General features: G+C 41.7%; 20 protein-coding genes. 14 read left to right on the top strand and 6 right to left on the bottom strand.

Features of this window, described 5'->3' with window-relative positions; genetic code table 11:
- Positions 1 to 58: 58 nt before the first annotated feature.
- Positions 59 to 1,066 (bottom strand): YpdA family putative bacillithiol disulfide reductase, encoded by a 1,008-nt coding sequence (locus tag AC1XUD_RS25070; RefSeq protein ID WP_483363791.1) that lies wholly within the window; start codon positions 1,064 to 1,066, stop codon positions 59 to 61.
- Positions 1,067 to 1,416: 350 nt separating this feature from the next.
- On the opposite strand from AC1XUD_RS25070, the gene AC1XUD_RS25065 reads away from it, so the two are divergent.
- Positions 1,417 to 1,575 carry a hypothetical protein gene (locus AC1XUD_RS25065; protein ID WP_483363790.1) on the top strand — a complete coding sequence of 53 codons (159 nt, stop codon included), beginning with the start codon at positions 1,417 to 1,419 and terminating at the stop codon, positions 1,573 to 1,575.
- Here the strand turns inward: AC1XUD_RS25065 and AC1XUD_RS25060 are convergent.
- Positions 1,550 to 2,137 (bottom strand): Fic/DOC family protein, encoded by a 588-nt coding sequence (locus tag AC1XUD_RS25060; protein WP_483363789.1) that lies wholly within the window; start codon positions 2,135 to 2,137, stop codon positions 1,550 to 1,552. The two genes, AC1XUD_RS25065 and AC1XUD_RS25060, sit on opposite strands and share 26 nt — an antisense overlap.
- A 124-nt stretch (positions 2,138 to 2,261) precedes the next feature.
- Here AC1XUD_RS25060 and AC1XUD_RS25055 point away from each other — a divergent pair, with 124 nt between their 5' ends.
- The 8 genes from AC1XUD_RS25055 (at position 2,262) to AC1XUD_RS25020 (ending at position 12,499) form a co-directional block, all read left to right on the top strand.
- Positions 2,262 to 3,314 carry an aminodeoxychorismate synthase component I gene (locus AC1XUD_RS25055; protein ID WP_483363788.1) on the top strand — a complete coding sequence of 351 codons (1,053 nt, stop codon included), beginning with the start codon at positions 2,262 to 2,264 and terminating at the stop codon, positions 3,312 to 3,314.
- A complete protein-coding gene (locus AC1XUD_RS25050; protein ID WP_483363787.1) occupies positions 3,292 to 3,894 on the top strand; it encodes an aminotransferase class IV family protein in 603 nt (200 codons plus the stop codon). The genes AC1XUD_RS25055 and AC1XUD_RS25050 overlap by 23 nt, the downstream gene beginning before the upstream one ends.
- 83 nt (positions 3,895 to 3,977) lie before the next feature.
- Positions 3,978 to 6,473 (top strand): replication restart helicase PriA, encoded by a 2,496-nt coding sequence (gene priA / locus AC1XUD_RS25045; protein WP_483363786.1) that lies wholly within the window; start codon positions 3,978 to 3,980, stop codon positions 6,471 to 6,473.
- A gap of 27 nt (positions 6,474 to 6,500) precedes the next feature.
- Positions 6,501 to 7,937 carry a pyruvate kinase gene (pyk, locus tag AC1XUD_RS25040; RefSeq protein WP_483363785.1) on the top strand — a complete coding sequence of 479 codons (1,437 nt, stop codon included), beginning with the start codon at positions 6,501 to 6,503 and terminating at the stop codon, positions 7,935 to 7,937.
- 217 nt (positions 7,938 to 8,154) lie between these two features.
- Positions 8,155 to 8,532: a carboxypeptidase-like regulatory domain-containing protein gene (locus AC1XUD_RS25035; protein WP_483363784.1), complete on the top strand. Its 378-nt coding sequence runs from the start codon at positions 8,155 to 8,157 to the stop codon at positions 8,530 to 8,532.
- A gap of 52 nt (positions 8,533 to 8,584) precedes the next feature.
- Entirely contained in the window at positions 8,585 to 8,959 is a 375-nt protein-coding gene (locus tag AC1XUD_RS25030; RefSeq protein ID WP_483363783.1) for a BlaI/MecI/CopY family transcriptional regulator, read from the top strand.
- A 13-nt stretch (positions 8,960 to 8,972) separates the two neighbouring features.
- Positions 8,973 to 10,475 (top strand): M56 family metallopeptidase, encoded by a 1,503-nt coding sequence (locus tag AC1XUD_RS25025; RefSeq protein WP_483363782.1) that lies wholly within the window; start codon positions 8,973 to 8,975, stop codon positions 10,473 to 10,475.
- A gap of 59 nt (positions 10,476 to 10,534) precedes the next feature.
- Positions 10,535 to 12,499, top strand: a complete 1,965-nt coding sequence (locus tag AC1XUD_RS25020) for a TonB family protein (RefSeq protein WP_483363781.1) — start codon at positions 10,535 to 10,537, stop codon at positions 12,497 to 12,499.
- 61 nt (positions 12,500 to 12,560) lie between these two features.
- Here the strand turns inward: AC1XUD_RS25020 and AC1XUD_RS25015 are convergent, their stop codons facing one another.
- Positions 12,561 to 12,761 carry a helix-turn-helix transcriptional regulator gene (locus tag AC1XUD_RS25015; RefSeq protein ID WP_483363780.1) on the bottom strand — a complete coding sequence of 67 codons (201 nt, stop codon included), beginning with the start codon at positions 12,759 to 12,761 and terminating at the stop codon, positions 12,561 to 12,563.
- The gene (locus tag AC1XUD_RS25010; RefSeq protein ID WP_483363779.1) at positions 12,758 to 13,261 is read right to left on the bottom strand and encodes a hypothetical protein; all 504 of its coding nucleotides are present in this window, start codon (positions 13,259 to 13,261) and stop codon (positions 12,758 to 12,760) included. Before AC1XUD_RS25010 ends, AC1XUD_RS25015 begins: the two co-directional genes overlap by 4 nt.
- Positions 13,262 to 13,516: 255 nt before the next feature.
- Between AC1XUD_RS25010 and AC1XUD_RS25005 the strand changes: the two genes are divergently transcribed.
- Positions 13,517 to 14,554: a Gfo/Idh/MocA family protein gene (locus AC1XUD_RS25005; RefSeq protein WP_483363778.1), complete on the top strand. Its 1,038-nt coding sequence runs from the start codon at positions 13,517 to 13,519 to the stop codon at positions 14,552 to 14,554.
- 62 nt (positions 14,555 to 14,616) lie between these two features.
- On the opposite strand, the gene AC1XUD_RS25000 is transcribed toward AC1XUD_RS25005, so the two are convergent.
- Positions 14,617 to 15,009 (bottom strand): ExbD/TolR family protein, encoded by a 393-nt coding sequence (locus AC1XUD_RS25000; RefSeq protein WP_483363777.1) that lies wholly within the window; start codon positions 15,007 to 15,009, stop codon positions 14,617 to 14,619.
- Between the two features lie 85 nt (positions 15,010 to 15,094).
- Positions 15,095 to 15,781: a MotA/TolQ/ExbB proton channel family protein gene (locus AC1XUD_RS24995; protein ID WP_483363776.1), complete on the bottom strand. Its 687-nt coding sequence runs from the start codon at positions 15,779 to 15,781 to the stop codon at positions 15,095 to 15,097.
- Positions 15,782 to 16,050: 269 nt separating this feature from the next.
- Between AC1XUD_RS24995 and AC1XUD_RS24990 the strand changes: the two genes are divergently transcribed.
- From AC1XUD_RS24990 to AC1XUD_RS24975, 4 genes are all read left to right on the top strand, one after another.
- On the top strand, positions 16,051 to 16,392 hold the full coding sequence (locus AC1XUD_RS24990) for a hypothetical protein (RefSeq protein WP_483363775.1): 342 nt from the start codon (positions 16,051 to 16,053) through the stop codon (positions 16,390 to 16,392).
- A 212-nt stretch (positions 16,393 to 16,604) separates the two neighbouring features.
- Positions 16,605 to 16,955: a hypothetical protein gene (locus tag AC1XUD_RS24985; RefSeq protein WP_483363774.1), complete on the top strand. Its 351-nt coding sequence runs from the start codon at positions 16,605 to 16,607 to the stop codon at positions 16,953 to 16,955.
- Between the two features lie 147 nt (positions 16,956 to 17,102).
- Positions 17,103 to 17,906, top strand: a complete 804-nt coding sequence (locus tag AC1XUD_RS24980) for an MbnP family protein (protein WP_483363773.1) — start codon at positions 17,103 to 17,105, stop codon at positions 17,904 to 17,906.
- 25 nt (positions 17,907 to 17,931) lie between these two features.
- Complete coding sequence (locus AC1XUD_RS24975) at positions 17,932 to 19,059, top strand: cytochrome-c peroxidase (protein ID WP_483363772.1); 1,128 nt, start codon at positions 17,932 to 17,934, stop codon at positions 19,057 to 19,059.
- Positions 19,060 to 19,067 lie beyond the last annotated feature (8 nt).

The following is a 19,067-nucleotide window of genomic DNA, read 5'->3' as shown; positions in this document are numbered from 1 at the left end:
TGGCAGCTTCTTTTTCTTCCTCTTATTTACTTTGCCTGACAGAACCGCGAAAATATATTCAAATGCGATCGATCAAATCTTTTACTTTTCTTACCTCCCGCCCCATCAGGTGATCCGCAATGGCGGCAGCATGGTCTCTGCCATTTTCGATAAAAATCTTCTCGGTAAATAACCCCGCCATCACCGTTCCGCAGAGATATAGTCCCGCCACATTGGTTTCAAAAGTATCAGGGTCAAATGTTGGAACTTTGGTTTCAGGATTGAGCATAATACCGCAACGGGCCAATAGCGTTTCGTCTGGTAAATAACCTACCAGCAAAAACACAAAATCAGCGGGCATCCACTCTTCCTCACCTGTTTTAGTGTTTTTTATCAAGACCCTCCCCGTCTCTATCTCTGTCACCCGACTGTCAAACTTAGCCTTTATCCTGCCCTCCTTTATCCGATTCTTCACATCCGGCACAAGCCAGTACTTCACTTTTGTTTTCAGATCCTCATCTTTGTGAACAATCGTCACATTGGCATCATGGCGGTACAATTCCAACGCCGCTTCTACAGCAGAATTAGACCCACCGACCAACACGACGTTCGTATATGAATACTCAAACGGTTCGTCATAATAATGTGAAACATGAGGAAGGTTTTCACCGGGAATGTTCAACTGACGAGGTACATCGAAATATCCGGTAGCAAGCACCACATTTTTCGAATAAAATAGCTCCCCGTTGTTGGTATAGGTCACAAATATTCCATCGGCCTGTTTTTCGGTGCGATCGACTGTCACAAACAATTTGAAGTTGAGATGGTAGTACCCCGCCGCTTTGCGATAATACTGAAGTGCCTCACTCCGGTTCGCCTTCACCTCAGAAATGGCAAATGGCAAGCCTCCTATCTCAATATTTTCTGCAGTTGAGAAAAATTTCATCCGACGAGGATAACGCCTGATAGACTCGGTAAGGTTACCTTTTTCGAGTATAAGATAATCAAGCCCGTTTTGAGCCGCCTCGATTCCCATGGCAAGCCCGCAAGGACCTCCGCCAATAATGATCAAATCGTATATATGCATTGATGTCAACTCAGATATAAATAATAAAAGTGCGGTTTGGCAAAAATTCAATCAAGTATTTAGGTATATGAAATGATTTCCCCTTCTACTTCAATACTTTGTGATTTTGTCCCAATAGTTTACAAAGTTATTCATCTAACAACTATAACTATTGCCCAAAGTGAAGAAAAAGTATGAGGTAAAATTAATCTTTTCTCAACCAACGAGAACTCCATAGTTATTAAGGAAGAAAGCCTAGGGCAGCACGCTCTGCGGCGACAGCTAAAATTTGTTTACGGGTTGTCATGCAAGGACTCATTTAATTGTTAAATTGGCAAGAATCCTATCTGAAAAACTGTTAAATTTGACATATGAAAACAAGACAGTCAACCTCATCTTCTGCGCAAAGAAAACAGATCCTCCACTCAGCTATAGCTTCTTTTAAAATAGAAGGGATATCCATTTCTCCGAAGGATGCAGCTGCTGTTTTGAAAAAGATCGAGATTAATCTGGAAAAATCTCGCGTATAAGTTTCTCCATACAGCTGTAATCCTGATTCGCGGCTTGTTGCACGCACGATATATAAAAATCACGCATCTCCATCTCAATCAGCTCAAATTTCAAAGGACTATATCCTTCTTTCCTCAGCATAAGATTGGCAAGTATCCGTGCCGTTCTTCCGTTTCCTTCTCTAAAGGGATGAATAAATAAGAGTTCTGCATGCACCTTCGCGACATCCTTGATCAAAGATTCCTTTTCGGAGTATATTGCAGGCAGTTTCGACAGAATTTCAGTCTCAAAACTTTCCATGGATTGAGGTAAAAATCTAGCAGCCGGAAATACGAATCCCCCTTTTGATATATTAACTTCCCTATAATTCCCTGCGAAGGAATATAAGTGTTTCAAAGCATGATGGTGTATTTTCAGAATGTATTTTAAATCAAATCTCGTCAGCTCTGAAAGCGATTCAGTCAATACAATCTCAGCGGTAACGAAGCCCTCAAATTCGGCTAAACCAATTTTTGTTTCAGAACTAAGTCCCAACAGATTAGGCAAAATCTCATTCTCATTGTCTGGTATCCTGTATTTCATCTTTTCACTAATTACTCAGTAACACCACTAATAATGCCTTAATTCATCGTCTTTTTAGGAAAAAGGAATTTTCGTAGCGGATATTGCAGAACTTTGCATTTTCTAATTCTGTTAGCCATAAGCCGTGCAAAAATGGTCCGCAACGGGCCGTCAACAACGTAAATTTATTGATTCATTGAACGACATTGGGGAAAATTTCAGAAAAAGGTTGAATGCTTGGGGGAAAAATGGCGTCCCGTTCGTTTTTCTGGTCGACTACGCCATGAAAAAGCCACTGGCATACCAAATTTCTGATATCAATCCTGATGAAATCTTATATAACCTCAACGGTTTCACCAATTTTCAGGGCGGTAGTGATAGCCATAAAATTGACTTTCATTTCACACGACGCCCACTACCTTTTGAGGTATATCAACCGAAATTTAACAAAGTAGTTGCCAACATCAAGGCAGGGAATTCCTTTCTTGTCAACCTTTCTATGCCCACTCCGGTGGATACAGATCTGACTTTGAAGGATATATTCAGGCAGTCCGATGCCTTATACCGTTTTTATTTCAAGGATCAGTTCGTCTGCTTTTCGCCTGAAATATTTATCCGGATCACAGGAAACCGAATTTCGTCGTTCCCGATGAAAGGCACGATTGACGCCTCGATCCCAAATGCGGAAGAAAAAATCATATCAGACCCAAAAGAAGCTGCTGAGCACGCTACTATTGTGGATTTGATCAGAAACGATATGAGTATGGTTTGTGAAAATGTATGGGTACAACGCTATCGTTATATTGACCACTTGAAAACCAATCAAAAATCTTTACTGCAGGTCAGTTCCGAAATCGCGGGAACATTGCCTGCCGGATATGATCGGGAATTTGGGGATATTGTCTGGAAACTTTTACCAGCTGGCTCCATATGCGGCGCGCCTAAGCCAAGCACTTTGAATATCATCAAAGAAGCCGAAGAATATGACCGCGGATATTATACTGGGGTGATGGGTTATTTCGACGGTGAAAATTTCGAAAGTGCCGTTATGATTCGCTTTATTGAAAAACAAGGGGAGCAATATATATTCAAAAGTGGTGGCGGCATTACCGCAAGAAGCGATGCCCGTAGCGAGTATCAGGAAGTAATCGACAAAGTATATCTACCATTTGAGCATGCCACACCTTCCTTGTTTTGAAACCATCTGTTTTGAAAATCATCAATTTTGTAATCTGGACTACCACCAGGCAAGAGTGGATCGTACAAGATTAAACCTCTACGGGTTAAAACCCGACTGGAAACTTGCCAATATTATTCAAATACCTGACAACCTGACAAATACGAAATACAAATGCCGGGTAAGCTATACCAAAGAGGCCGAGAAAATTGATTGGTCGATATATACCCGTCGTGAAATATCCAAAATCAAAAAAGTATATAACGACGATATCGATTATACCTTCAAATACGATAACCGCGATGAATTGAATGCTTTGTATGCTCAAAAAGAAGATGCGGAAGAGATTTTGATCATTCGAAGAGGTATGGTTACCGATAGTGCATTTTGTAACGTTGCTTTGTTTGATGGAGAGAAATGGTATACACCATCCAAGCCCCTGTTGATTGGTACTCAAAGATCTTCTCTATTAGATTCCGGGATCATTTTTGAAAAAGAAATTACAGAAAATGACCTTTCTAAATACAGTCATATACGTCTTTTCAATGCCATGATATCTTGGGAGATAGCTCCAGAGCTTGCCACCTCTTTGATCCTCTAACTGACCCTTCTGAATTCACTTTGCTGTTTTTTAGTCGTAACTTGCCTTTGCTTTCAAATTACTAGTCAACCGCTGCACAATACATGGCCTCCCTTTTTGAGGAAGAAGTAACATACTTCACTGATCTGATTTTACCGGTTCCCATCCCCTCTTTGTTTACCTACAGAGTGCCGAGGGAAATGGCTGACCAAATTAAAGTCGGGGCGCGGGTTATTGTGCAGTTTGGCTCAAAACGCGTTATCACAGGTATTGTCGCAAGGCTTCATACTCAGCCACCAGTTAAATATCAGGCAAAATATGTCCTTGAATTACTTGATGACCAGGCGATCGTAACCGCACGTCAGCTCGAATTATTTGCCTGGGTTGCCGAGTATTATTTGTGCAATATCGGCGAGGTAATGAACGTCGCGCTTCCCGCAGGCTTGAAAATTACGAGTCAATCCAAAATTCAGTATAATCCTGAGTTTGATTATGATGAGATATTGACCGATCAGGAAAGGGATGTTGTTGAAGTACTCAAAAAGCAGGAAGCGCTGTCTTACGAAGAGGTCGAAAGGTTGCTCGAGCGTAAAAGTGTCACGGCACTTATCAAATCACTGGTAGGAAAGCGGGCGATTATTTTATTCGAAGAAGTAAAAGAGAAATACAAACCCAAAGTCGCCAAAAAAATCAGGCTGACCGCTTCGTTCCTCACAAATGATGCGCTGGTAGCACTGACTTCTGCTTTGGAAAAAACGCCGAAACAACTTGATATACTTTTAAGATATCTCAGTTTTATTCCGGTATATAACAATCCCGACCTCAACCAGAAGGGTCTTGATAAATCAACATTTTCAGAAGAGAACGGGTTTTCGGAATCATCTCTAAAAACCTTGATCAAAAAAGGGATATTCGAGCAATTTGAGATATTCATCTCCCGTTTTGACGATATTCCGGCAGGCTCAAATGCCGAAATCAATCTGACCGGCGCTCAGGACACGGCGTTAAAACAGATCCAGGAACAGTTTCAAAGTAAGGAAGTTACGCTACTTCATGGCATTACCGGAAGTGGAAAAACTGAAGTATATATAGAGCTTATTAAAAAGGTGTTGGCCAGTGGTTCGCAAGTATTATTCCTTCTTCCTGAAATCGCGCTGACAACCCAAATCGTGGTTCGCCTTAGGAAGGTTTTTGGAGATGCTATGGGTATATATCATTCCAAATTCTCTGATAATGAACGCGTTGAAGTCTGGAAAGGCATATTAGATGGTAAATTTCAATTTGTCGTCGGGGTGCGTTCCGCCATATTCCTGCCGTTTGATAATCTTGGCCTGATCATCGTCGACGAAGAGCACGAAACTTCCTACAAACAATTTGATCCCGCACCGAGATATAACGCCCGCGACGTGGCTGTTGTCATGGCGTACATGCATAAGGGTAAGGCACTTCTTGGATCCGCAACTCCCTCACTGGAAAGTTATTACCACGCCAAAAATGATCGGTACGGACTCGTCGAAATGAAGGAAAGATATGGTAATGCTGTCTTACCAACCTTTCAACTGATCAATACCAAACTTGAGAAAAAGCAGAAACAGATGAAGAATGAGTTTTCGTCTGTTTTGATGGAGCACCTTAAGATCAATCTGGAAAACAAGGAGCAAACGATACTTTTTCAAAACCGGAGAGGATATTCTCCATACCTGCAGTGTGAGGAATGCAACTGGATTTCGGAATGTTCCAACTGCGATGTGAGCCTTACTTATCACATGAAAGTAAAGGAACTTCGGTGTCACTACTGCGGTCAAAAAGAGGAGGTACCTCGTATATGCCCGTCCTGCGGTTCTCCAAAAGTGAAAACGATGGGCTTCGGAACCGAGAAAATCGAAGACGAACTGAGTATTCTATTGCCATCAGCGCGGGTGCTGCGAATGGACATGGATACGACGAGAGCAAAAAATGCATATCAGCAGATTATTCAGGAATTTGAGGGCGGAAATGTGGATATCCTCGTAGGAACGCAGATGGTGAGCAAAGGGCTGGACTTTGATAACGTCAGCATGGTCGGCATTTTTGACGCTGATCGCATTATCCATTTTCCAGAGTTCCGAGCTTCCGAGCGAGCCTTCCAGATGCTTACACAAGTGAGCGGACGTGCCGGTAGAAGGGCTAACAAGCCAGGTAAAGTATTGATACAGACCAATAATCCATCCCAGCCTCTGCTCGAACGTATCGTCAATAACGATTACGAAGGTATGTATCTGGAAGAGGTAAAGGAGCGACAGGAATACAATTATCCACCTTTTACAAGACTTATAAAACTTACCGTCAAACACTTTGATTCGGCTGTGTGCAAGCGCGCTGCGGATCAATTGGCCGCCAAATTGATCGAGAATCTGGGAAAAAGCAGGGTTTTAGGACCCCAGGCTCCGCTGGTCGAAAGAGTAAGAAATCAGTTTTTGTTAGATATTCTCATTAAACTTGAGAGAGAAAAGATTAATTTTAAGGCGGCAAAGTCATTTATACAAGAAAAAGTAATTGATATACTGACTGACAAAACATTAAAAAGCATAAATGTCGTCATTGACGTGGACTGCTTCTAATATAATTTTATACTGCACAATTAACATATGTCTTCCAAAAAAACTAGAATCGTAGCAACCGTTGGTCCTGCATCAGAATCAAAAGAAATGTTGTACGCGCTGGCAAAGGCCGGAGTGAACGTCTTCAGACTTAATTTTTCCCATGGTACGCATGCGGATCACCTTGCCAGATTAAATACTATTCGTGAACTAAATGAAGAACATGGGTTGAACCTTGCCATTTTACAGGATTTGCAAGGACCAAAAATCCGTATCGGTATGGTTGCCGAAAAAGATGGCGTTCTTATTGAAGCAGGTCACAAGTTGATATTGACGAACACTCCGGTAGTTGGTACTGCCGAAATGGTAAGTACTCCATATGATGGAATGTACAACGACGTAAAAATCGGAGACAGAATATTGATGGATGACGGTAAACTGGAAGTTTTGGTTACCGGAATCACCGCAAGTGATGTAATTACGGAAGTTATTTACGGTGGTTATCTGAAGTCTAAAAAAGGTGTTAACCTGCCTAACACGAAGGTATCCATGCCTTCGGTAACTGAAAAGGATTGGGAAGATCTTGACTTCGGTCTTGAACATAACGCTGAATGGATCGCGCTTTCGTTTGTTAGAACAGCGGATGAAATCACTCGCGTGAAAGAATATATTAAGGAAAGAGGCAAACTTTCAAAAGTGGTTGCCAAAATCGAAAAACCTGAGGCGATCGAAAATATCGACGCTATCATCGAAGCAACGGATGCTATCATGGTAGCCCGTGGCGACCTGGGCGTTGAGCTTCCTGCAGAAGAAGTTCCTATGATCCAGAAAATGATCGTAGAGAAATGTAACAAAGCTGGTAAGCCGGTTATCGTTGCAACGCAAATGCTTGAAAGCATGATTGATAGCCCACGTGCAACACGCGCTGAACTAAACGATGTAGCGAACTCCGTATTGGATGGAGCTGACGCGGTAATGCTAAGTGCTGAAACTGCTTCAGGTAAATATCCGGTATTAGCGGTCGAAAGCATGACTCATACCATTGAAAAGGTAGAACAGGCAACTGATTCTGTTTATTTCAAATACCACTCATATGTAAATGAAAACCCAGGCGAACATAATCTGAACGACAATGTCGTAATGAGTGCCTGTCGTTTGGCCCGCGATACAAATGCTGCTGCAATTATCGGCATTACCCGTTCGGGATATACATCTTTCAGACTTTCTCACCACCGTCCAAAAGCTAACTTGTATATCTTCACTTCTAACAAAGTGTTAATGAACCAATTGGCACTGTACTGGGGAACAAAAGTTTTCTTCTACGACAAAGATCAGGAAGTTTCCACGGATCTTTTGATCGAGGACATCAAAGCGTTTCTTGTTGAGAAGGGCGAATTGAAAAGAGGCGATATTTTTGTAAATACGTTGAGCATGCCCGTTTCCAAAGCGCGCAAAACTAATACCGTGAAACTGAGCCAGGTATAGGTTCAAAATATTATTTGAGAGAACTGTCTGTATGACCTGCAGACAGTTTTTTTATATCAAATTTCAAATAACTAAGAAAATAGTTTTGAAACTAAATTAATAGTCGTAAATTTGAAATACAGAATTGAAACAACGAATAGTACTAATAGGCAGCAATTAATATGGTGTCTCGCATGCGAATCATTTTATCGTCGTCACAAATTAAAAATCAATCATTATGACTAATATATCTTATTTAAAAAAGACGGGCCGCGCAATTATTTTAGTGGCAGTATTGATTGGAGCCTTTTCGTTACTAATGACAGGGTGTCAAAAGAAAAATCATTCCGGAGAAAATATCGATGTGGAAGGTTGGGTCACAAATGACTCCGATAAAACAGCCATACCAGGAGCATCAATTTTGGTTAAAGGAATAGAGCGGGGAACGACAACAAATTCCGACGGCTACTTCAAGATAACCGCACCCGACTCCGCTGAGTTGATTGTTAGTTTTGTCGGCTTCGAGAGTCAGGTAAGACCTATTAAAGGCGTCCCGAAACAGATTATTGCTTTGAAAAAGAGTCCAATTTCTGAATTGGAGGATACGGGAAAATGATTAACTCCTCCCTGAGGAGGAAAACGAATACAACTACCTATAATTCACTACAATGGAAATCAAAACACTAACAAGAGCCGAGGAAGAGATCATGCGAATTTTGTGGCAATTGAAAAAAGCTTTTGTCAAGGATATACTCGCAGAAATGCCGGAACCGAAACCGGCTTACAATACTGTATCTACAATAGTGCGGATACTGGAAAAGAAAGAAGTGGTAGGCTATACCGCCTTCGGAAAAACGCATGAATATTTTCCGCTCATTACAGAAGAGCAGTACAAACGCCACGAAATGTCTCAGCTCATGAGCAATTACTTTGGCAATTCGCTGTCCAATCTAGTGTCATTTTTCGTGAAAGAAAATGATATGAATACGCGCGATCTGGATGAGATCATGAAGATGATAGAGGACCACAAGAACGAACAATAACCATCTACGAGCTATGGAGACCCTGATTTATATCGGCAAGGTCAGCTTATATCTGACCTTATTTTACGCATGTTATCGATTGTTTCTGTGGAAGCAAACGTTTTTTGTACTGAATCGCTTTTATCTGTTAGGGTCACTCGTAGCATCTTTTCTGTTACCTTTTGTCATTTATCCCGAACAGGCTCCGGTTCTTCCCGTAATATATGTGGCAACGGCGCCCGCTATAACGATAACTGCGACCCAGAATAGTGATAGCCTTTTCACTCTGAGCGAGTTCTTATGGGTGCTATATATAGCAGGCGTTGTATGGATGAGTATCAAATTCATGAGCCATCTTCAATTGTTACGCAATTTTCTTAACCAGGGAGAAATGGTCGAATTGGAAGATTGCAATGTGGTCATTATCAACAACAACAATATCGGCTCGTTCTCTTTCCTGAAATGGATCGTGGTCAATATTAATGATTATGAAAATCATTTTGATGATATCCTGCGTCATGAAATGGTGCATATGCAGCAAAAACACAGTTTGGATGTACTTCTGATTGAAGCCATCAAGATCGTGTTCTGGTTTAACCCGATTTTGATTCTTTACAAAAAATCCCTGCAGGAAGTACACGAGTTTTTGGCTGATGTGGAAGCGTCAAACAGGGAAACATATGCGCGGTTTTTAGTGAGCTATACCCTCAATGCGCCAATAGCATCACTTACCAACCACTTTTTCAAACCATCACAAATCAAATCCCGAATCCAGATGATCTACAAAAACAGGACTTCGAAATGGCTGTTGGCCACCTATGCGCTTACTATTGGCAGTATATCCATCATTGCATTAATCATAGCAGGTTGTGAGGCAAAACAGCCTGATAAGGAACCAGTAACGGAAAAGATTTCACGAAGCGAAGTATCGAAGGAGACCAACCCTAATGATATCCTGAAAGGCAAAAAGATCTTCACTGTTGTGGAAGACCAGCCCGTGTTTCCAGGAGGCATCAAGGCTATGTATGAACACCTTAGTAATAATATAAAATACCCCGCAGCCGCTGCCAGGGCATATGTAAGCGGACGCGTATTCCTTTCATTCGTCGTAACAGAAACAGGAGAAATTGCAGACATTCAGGTGCTTAAAGGAATAGGTTTTGGATGTGACGAAGAAGCGGTCAGAGTACTTAAAACTTTCCCAAAATGGACCCCTGCAAGACAAAACGGTCAACTTGTCAATGTGAGATATAATTTACCTATCAACTTCCAGCTAAAGGAGTACCAGCAAAAAACAAAGAAAACGTTTTCTACAGAGGCTGACGACGAAACGAGTGTTCAAATTAAAGTAAATGAACTGACTGGTGAAAACCAACCATTATATGTAATTGACGGTGAACTACAAAAGGACGGCACCACATTAAAAGGAATGGATCCCAATTCGATCGAATCCGTTACCGTATTAAAAGATAAATATGCAGTCGAACAATATGGTGAAGCAGGAAAAAACGGAGTTGTTCAAGTTACTACTAAATAATAGCCCTGAACGTTTTCGAAACACTTCCGTATCTGGTTAAAGTCAATCTTTATTGGATATTGTTTTATGCCTGTTACTGGCTGCTGTTTCGAAAACACACTTTTTTCAAGTGGAACCGGGTTTACCTTATCACCACTTTGATCATATCATGGGCGTTGCCATTGATTGAATTACCTGCATCTCCGTCCGATGAAATTGTTGTAACTGTATCAGAAAGCGCTTACAACTCTGCTATCGTATCGCAAGCCGTTCCACTAAGCTACCTAACTCCCGTAACCGATTCACGCGCTGTTTTCGACTGGTCGCAACCCCTGATCGTTATATACCTTTTTGGGTTTGGAATCATGATTTTCCAGCTCCTGAGAGGTTTGAATAATATTCGAAAAGTTGTTGACCTAAACACTGTTATTGATTTTGAAGAATATTCGATAGTTTTTCTTGACAACGAATCAGGTAAAGAAAGAAAACCGGGATCCTTCTCTTTTTTTAAATGGCTTTTCTTGACTAAAGATGACTATGAACACCATCTGGAAACCATATTGAATCATGAGCTGATTCATATCAAGCAGCGACATAGCTGGGATATCGTCTTTGTTGAACTGTTGAAAGTAGGATTTTGGTTTAATCCCGCACTTTGGCTCTATAAGAACGCCCTGCAGGAGGTACACGAGTTTCTGGCCGACGCAGAAGTTCCTAACAGAAATGCATATTCGAATTTCCTGGTTTCCTATGCGCTTAATGCACCTGTCCAATCGCTGACAAACCACTTTTTCAATTCCCGTTTACTTAAAATCCGAATTCAAATGATTTACAAGCATCGTACTTCGCGCTGGCTTTTAAGCAAATATTCGATTATCATTCCTGTTGTTGTTTTGGCAGTTTTCCTGACGGCCGCGCGGGAACGTATCGATATTGAGGATAAAAATGCACCAACCACTGCAATTACTTCAGGTGCATATCAAAAAACCAACATCACGGCAACTTCACAATCCGTTGTTCAAAACATGCCAACAGCCGAGACAGCAATCGAGCCAAATTCCGTTAAAGCCGAAAATGTTTCAGTAAAAGGTGTAATCATTGAAAACAACAAACATGAAATTGCAGGGGCGATTGTGATCGTTAAAAACTCAACTAAGGGCACAGCGACCGATGAAGACGGTCGGTTTGAATTGAAAGATATTCCTGCAAATAGTGTTCTGGTTGTATCCCACCTTCATTATAAATCAGCAGAAATCCCATTAGTCGCAGGTAAAACGCAGTACAAAAAGATACTTGACAAAAAGGATGCTAATTCTCTTCACGAAGTCGTTGTTGTGGGTTATGTGCCTTCAGTTAATCCGCAGAAAAATCAGGATACAAAAGATACAAAATCAAGTGCATTTGTCCCGGTTGAAAGCTACCCGGAATTTCCCGGTGGGTCAGAAGAGATGTATAAATTTATAGCTCGAAATGTAAAATATCCTACACGTGCAACAAAAGCCCATGTGCAAGGAAGGGTGATCCTGTCATTCATGGTGGACGCGGATGGAAAAACCAGTAATGCAAAAATCATCAAAGGAATAGGGTTCGGTATGGACGAAGAGGCCGTAAGGGTTATATACAATATGCCTAAATGGAATCCGGCCTTGCAAAACGGTAAGCCGATTGCAATGGAATATACTTTGCCGATTATGTTTGCTCTGGAGGAAGAAAAAACGACGGATAAAAGACAGGGTTCAATCGCAAATCCCAGGCAAACTGCCGATCCCGAAGTCCAGCCCTCCGCCATTACTATCCCCTCGTTTGCTGGCGATCCTCTGATTATTTTAAATGGCGTAGCGTTGAAACAACGAGGAACTGCTGCTCTCGCTCAAATCAATGTAAAAGACATCACAAGTATAAACAAGATTGTGGGAGCAGCTGCAACTTCAATCTATGGAATTAATGGTACCAATGGAGTGATTATGGTTAAAACTCTAGACGCAAAAACTCCCGCCAAATTCCAAAACTATCGATATAATACAGGGAGAATTATTCAAGAGTAAAGATGGCAATCTTCGATAGATTAAGCCCGGACAACCTAGGTTATTGTCCGGGCTTAGTACTTTAATCACCCTCCTCCAGTTCAAAAATCTGCTCCACTGATTTTCCAAAATACGCGGCAATTTTCATCGCCAATACAATAGACGGGAGGTATTTCGCCGACTCTAATGCATTGATCGTTTGACGAGATACACCAATAGCCTCGGCCAGATTCGCTTGTGTAATGCGTTTAATTGCCCGTTCGACATGAATGGTATTTTTCATACAGCAACCCTCCTTTCTTCCCAGTAAGGCCTCAAATAAACCACCCAATGAAACCTAATCAGGAATATCAGTGGAGCCGTCAACATATTCCATGATAGTGCGAACATAAACGAAAAGTCATATGTCGACCACAGGATTATCAAAAATCCAGCAATTTGCCCGTAGAAAGCATACAATAAAGACTCTAGCCTGACGCTCATTATCCGCTCATCATCAATGCGCTCCCGCGAAAAAGCAATAAAAAAGAATCCAATCGCAGTAAGGGACATAAAAATCTCATCAGCAAAGTTCTCTTCTTTTACTTTCCAAGGGGTAAAAAATTCGCCCGAATTCGGAAATTCAAACAAAGTCCACCTCGATAGGATGTTGTGAGCATTAAAAATATTTAAATTAGAATCTTCTGGTAAAAAGAATGGCATACAGACCACTATCAGACACGGCACAAAAATGAACCAACCCGGGCGTTTGAAGCGGTTGGGCAAGAGCAGTTTGGTTTGCATAGAATCGGGTGTTTTTGGTGAAATTAAAACTTATCTAAAAGTAAAGTTTACTTTACATATTAACAAATATTTTTTACATTATGTACGGCAAACCTGCATAAATTTTGTTTTCAAAGACGCATTTTCATTCAAGCTGTAATACCAATCCTCAAACAGAGCCGGTGCTTGACGCCCGATGCATTTTCGTTTAATGGATTAATTTCTTTCTTTTATCCCTGTCGAAAGATTCTTTAATACTTCCTTATCAATATCACCGTGTCTCAGAGTACTCATATTTACAAAGCTGCCATTATTGGTGGAGGCCATATTGCCGACCAAAACCATATACCTGCGCTAAAAAACCTGTCTGATCAAGTCGAAGTCGTGGCTGTTTGCAGTCGGGATATTGTGAAAGCACGGGAACTTGCCGACAAGCATGCAATCTCAGGTGCATATGATGATCCTTCGGACATGTTTGCTTCGGACGTGAAACCAGATATGGTGATCAACTGCACACCAAACTATCTCCACCATCGCTTTACGATGCAGGCTTTGGAAAATAAGTGTCACGTTTTATGCGAAAAACCGCCAGGCATCAACGCGAAGGAAGCAAGAGAAATGGCTGACCTGGCTAAGAAAAATGGTTCGGTATTGGCATATAACTTTCAGAGAAGGTATTCTACCGAATATGTCACACTGAAAAAATTAGCAATCGAACAAAGATTAGGCGCTATATACCACATCAAAGCAAATTATCTCCGACGCCGGGGAATTCCGGGCTGGGGAAATTTCACCAACAAAACCATTCAGGGTGGCGGGGCGCTGATAGATCTGGGCGTGCATGTTCTGGATCTGGCCATGGGGTTGACCGGATATCAGGCACCTGAAAAAATCCTGGCGAATACCTATGATTTTATTGGAAAAACTGGCGGTAAAGGCCTCAAGGGTTCCTGGGACCCTTCCGCCTTTGAAGTGGAAGATGCGTGTTTTGCATACTTATCTCTGCCCGGCAATATCAGTCTGATGCTGTCCTGCTCTTTTGCTTTGAATCAGAAAGAAGAAGAAATTACCAACCTCGAAGTCTTTGGCGACAAAGGCGGCGCAACGCTATATCCCTTGTCAATATCAACTGAGGTGTCTGGCGAGCTGGTCAATGTAGATTTTCCATTTCTGAATGCAACGGATAGTCAGCTGCTGAATATACAGGCTTTTCTGGATGCTTGCGATGGAAAACCGTCAAATATCTGCAACGCAGAAGAAGGAGCGATTTTGCAGGAAATTGTCGAGCAAATTTACGCCAGCGCAAAATCATAAAACGAACGAGCTTTGCCGGAAATCGACAAAGCTCGTTTTATATTGACTTATAATTCCAATTTCTATTTTGCGGTAGCCATCACCATTTTGATATCCTGCTTGGCGCCAATCTGAAGCACGTCCACCAAATCCTGAACTGCGATTGTTTTATCAACACGAAGCACGATGGTCCTGTCTTCTGCGCCTGCAAAAATGCTTTGAAGCTGCGATTCCAGCATATCGGCGGCAACGGGCTCTTTATCAATAAAGTATGCCTTATTTTCGTCAATAGACAGTGTAATCTGCTTCTTATACATCTGTTGTGTAGCCGACGCTTTGGGAAGCATCAGTTTAATCACATTCGGATTTGACATCGTGGAGATGATCAAAAAGAAAAGCAATAGAAAGAACATGATATCGTTGAGCGAGTGTGTGAACACCTCCGGCGCGAACCGACCCTTACGACGTATTTTCATACAAAGAATTTCAATGAGTGAATGAGAGAATGAACCGGGGTCTCGGACGAGGATTGAGAGAAAATAACATTCAAACCTCTCAGCCCTATAATCCTTTGGATGTTACCGGTTTTTGCAAAACGTCAATGAAATCGGAAGCAGCCATTTGCAAACGCAAAGTGAAACGGTCGATTTTCATATTCAGAAGGTGATACGCGGCATATGCAACCAAACCAAGGATCAGACCCGTTCCGGACGTGATCATTTTTTCATACATACCACCCGCGATCGTACTGATATTAAAGTCGTTAGAAACAGATATATCGTAGAAAATACGGATAATACCAGCAATCGTTCCCACAAAACCTAGCATCGGCGCAATACCAGCTATAACACCCAGATATGGCAGATTTCCTTCCAATCTCTGAATTTCAATCTGACTTGCGTTCTCTATGGTTGTCTCAATATCTTTAATAGGATACCCAATTCTCCCGATCGCTCTTTCAAAAATCCGACCGGCGGCGTTACGCTGATTGCGGCAAAGTGACTCCGCAGATTTAAGGTTTCCCTGTTGAATAAAATCCTTTACGTTGTCCACAAACTGCCCTTCGATTTTACCATTGCTGCTGATGGCCAGAAAGCGCTCGATAATCAAAAATAATGTGGCCAGAAATAACAATCCCAACGGGAACATTACCCATCCGCCTTTTCCAAGCAGGTCAAAAAGAGAAAGCCCCGGGTCTGCTGAGGGCGTCACCAAAGTAGAGTCAGCAAGTGCTTGAAGAAGCATCATATTAAACGGTGAAAAGTGATAAGTTTAGCAAATAACAATCGGCTCGTGGCCAATAGAATGGCTTTGAACATAAACGGAGTAAAACCCTCCATATTGTTTAAGCGGCAAATATAGAAAAATTACTCTTGTAGCTACCATCCAAAGTCAGTTTCCCTGCCTACTTTAAAATTGCACTAATACCTCATTTTGATCAAAAGTTGTCTCAAAAATCTGTCGTTGCTGTGGGTTGTATGAATATATTTGCGTGATCAAATACTGTATACGTTTCTATGCCTATTTATTCTTCTCCCACGTTGTTAAGAAACATCCCAATAGCTTTACTCTTCGGCGTCATCATTGCAGTAAGCAACTGTTATAGCGACAGTATCCATTTACCGATTTTTGTCAATACATTATTAAGTGTGATCATCGGGTGGCTGGAACCGCGGAAAGGTTGGATATTGGCATTTATTCAAGGTACTTCCACTATGATTTCGTATTTCTTGCTCACTGGCACCGCAACGCTCGTCCCCGAACATAGAGACATTGCAGATTTTGCAACATATATATCTATTTTCCCGACGCTTTCAGGAAGTTTTATAGGAGGATTTATAAAAAGAGCATTCAACTGAACCAACACAATTCCAGGGCATGGCATGCTTACAGGAGGAATTAACAGAGGCATTCATCCTTTCAACAATCTGAAATAAGGATTTAATAAAATTATAGTTTAAAAATTTTAGGCCTTACCTTTGAGGCAAAATACAGAATCTGATATTGGATTCGTTTAGTATCTGTGAACCAACTTACCAGACAAACCGTTGCCCTAGGCCTTCTAAGCCTCATGCTGATCAAAGTATGGGTAATACCGTTGTTATATCTGGATTTTGAAATTCGCCGCGACTATATTGCCGCCAATCTTTGCGTTAACAGAAGCAGACCTATGCTCAACTGTAACGGCAAATGTTACCTTGCTAAAAAGCTGAAATCGCTGGAAGAACAGGAAAAAAAGCGAGCCGAACAGAATCTTCTGAATAAGGTGATTGATACCTCGGTAAACTCGGAAGTGTACGCTTTCCGCCTGCAACCTCAAACGTTTTTCCCTGCTGAAAACGTCTCCCTGTTTAGCTACAAATCTCCCTATGCGGCACGTCTTGCCGCTGACGATATTTTTCATCCACCCTGCGTGGCCTGATCACTTTTGCTTTCTTATTTTTTAAAAGAGGTCCGTATTGTAACGATGCATTGACTTTAGTGAGGTGGTATTTAGATGTTCCACATCGCAGGTCATGATATCTGTTGGTTTCCTCAATTCTGCTTATTTATTAATGAATTTCCAAAAATGAAAAATATATTTTTGCTTGCCTTTTGTGTACTTTTTTCGGCCTCCAGTATTGTATTAACCTCATGTTCAGACGATGACGTGGCGGCGGAGCCAGGAGCTACCGGAGAGATCACAATTGAATATGATAACATCGTTGGTGACCGCGATCTAAAATTGAATACCGACAATTATACCAATGCTGCCGGAGAAACTTTTACAATTTCCAAGCTTAACTACTATATCTCCAATATCAAGCTGCTGAAAGCGGACGGGTCAAGCTACGTGGTTCCTCAGGATTCCAGCTATTTTCTGATCAGAGAAGAAGATGAGGATTCTCAGGAAGTAAATCTTAAAAATGTCCCTTCCGCAGATTACACTGGAGTTGAGTTTGTGGTGGGTGTGGATAGCTTGAGAAGCGTTTCTGATGTATCAAAAAGAACCGGAGTTTTGGATCCTCAAAATCCGAACGCGATGTACTGGGCATGGAACTCGGGTTATATTTTCCTGATGTTGGAAGGCTCTTCTGTTGCATCCGTGCCAACCGGTCAATTTCAGTATCATATTGGCTTTTTTGGAGGTTATGCCACGAAGACTATCAACAACTTGAGAACGGTAAAAGTTGATTTTGGTGGAAAGAAAGCGACTGTAACGAAGGAGTTAAGTCCGGAAGTACATTTGATGGTAGATGCGTTAAAAATATTTAACGGTAGTACGCAGGTAAGCATCGCCGCCAATCCAAGCGTAATGTTCACCGACTATTCACTTAATATTTCGAAAAACTATTCAACTATGTTTAGTTTAGACCATATTCATGCGGATTAAGGTTCCATATAAAGGTTTTGAATGCATGAAGAAGTCCGTTTTATACTTCATGATGCCCATCGTTATTCTCGCCGCTTCGTGTAAACCGGAGCGGGAGGATAGCCCTGAACCGGAACCTACTGGCCCCACTCCCATCACGTGGACCAAACCTGCCAACTTCCCTGATCCCGTATACGATTTTTCCAAAAACCCATTGACAGAAGAGGGTGTGGAGTTGGGAAGATTTTTGTTTTACGATGGGATTTTGTCAAGAACGGGAAACATCGGCTGCGGAACCTGTCACCAACAAGCTTTTGCCTTCACGCATCATGGACACAGTTTGAGCCATGGTGTGGATGATCGGCTGGGTATCAGGAATTCGATTGCTGTACAGAATATGGCCTGGAACACTTCGTTTTTCTGGGACGGCGGCGTTCATGATCTGGATTTTGCCCCTATCGCTCCCATAACGAATGTGGTCGAGATGGATGAGACGATGAACAATGTGATACTTAAACTCACAAACACGCCCGCGACAGGCAATTCAAAAGCTGTTAATTATCCCAAAATGTTCAAAGCCGCTTTTGGAACTGAGGAAATCACATCCGAAAGAACACTTAAAGCCTTATCCCAATTTATGCTGTCGATGGTTTCGGCCACTTCAAAATATGACTATTATAAATTGGGAGATGCTTCGGCATTGAATACCCAGGAAAAACAGGGGATGGAGTTGTTTCAGCAAAAATGCAGTTCCTGTCATACCGGTGAGCTTTTTACGGATTACAGCTTCCGGAATAACGGATTAACACCTAATAAGCTAATTGATGACAAAGGCCGATATGATGTAACGTTAAATGAAGAAGACAAGTACAAATTCAAAGTACCCAGCTTGCGAAATGTTGGTCTGACGGCACCTTATATGCATGACGGAAGATTTACTGCTTTGAGCGAGGTCTTGGATCATTACGCCAATGACCAGAACAGCAGTACCACAGATATAATGTTTCCCAATCCGACGCTGGATCCTTTGTTGTTGACTGACCCTCAAAATCCGGGAATCCGTTTGACAGGAACTGAGAAGCTTGCCATTATTGCATTTTTAAGAACTTTAAGCGATGAGCAATTTACCCAGGACAAACGGTTTTCTGATCCGGGCATCGGCACATCTAATTAACTTCAATT

This window comes from Dyadobacter sp. HNCC25DJ184 (assembly GCF_056895215.1).
Note: the sequence above shows the minus strand (reverse complement) of the source record. Positions and strands in the feature narration are given on the sequence as shown.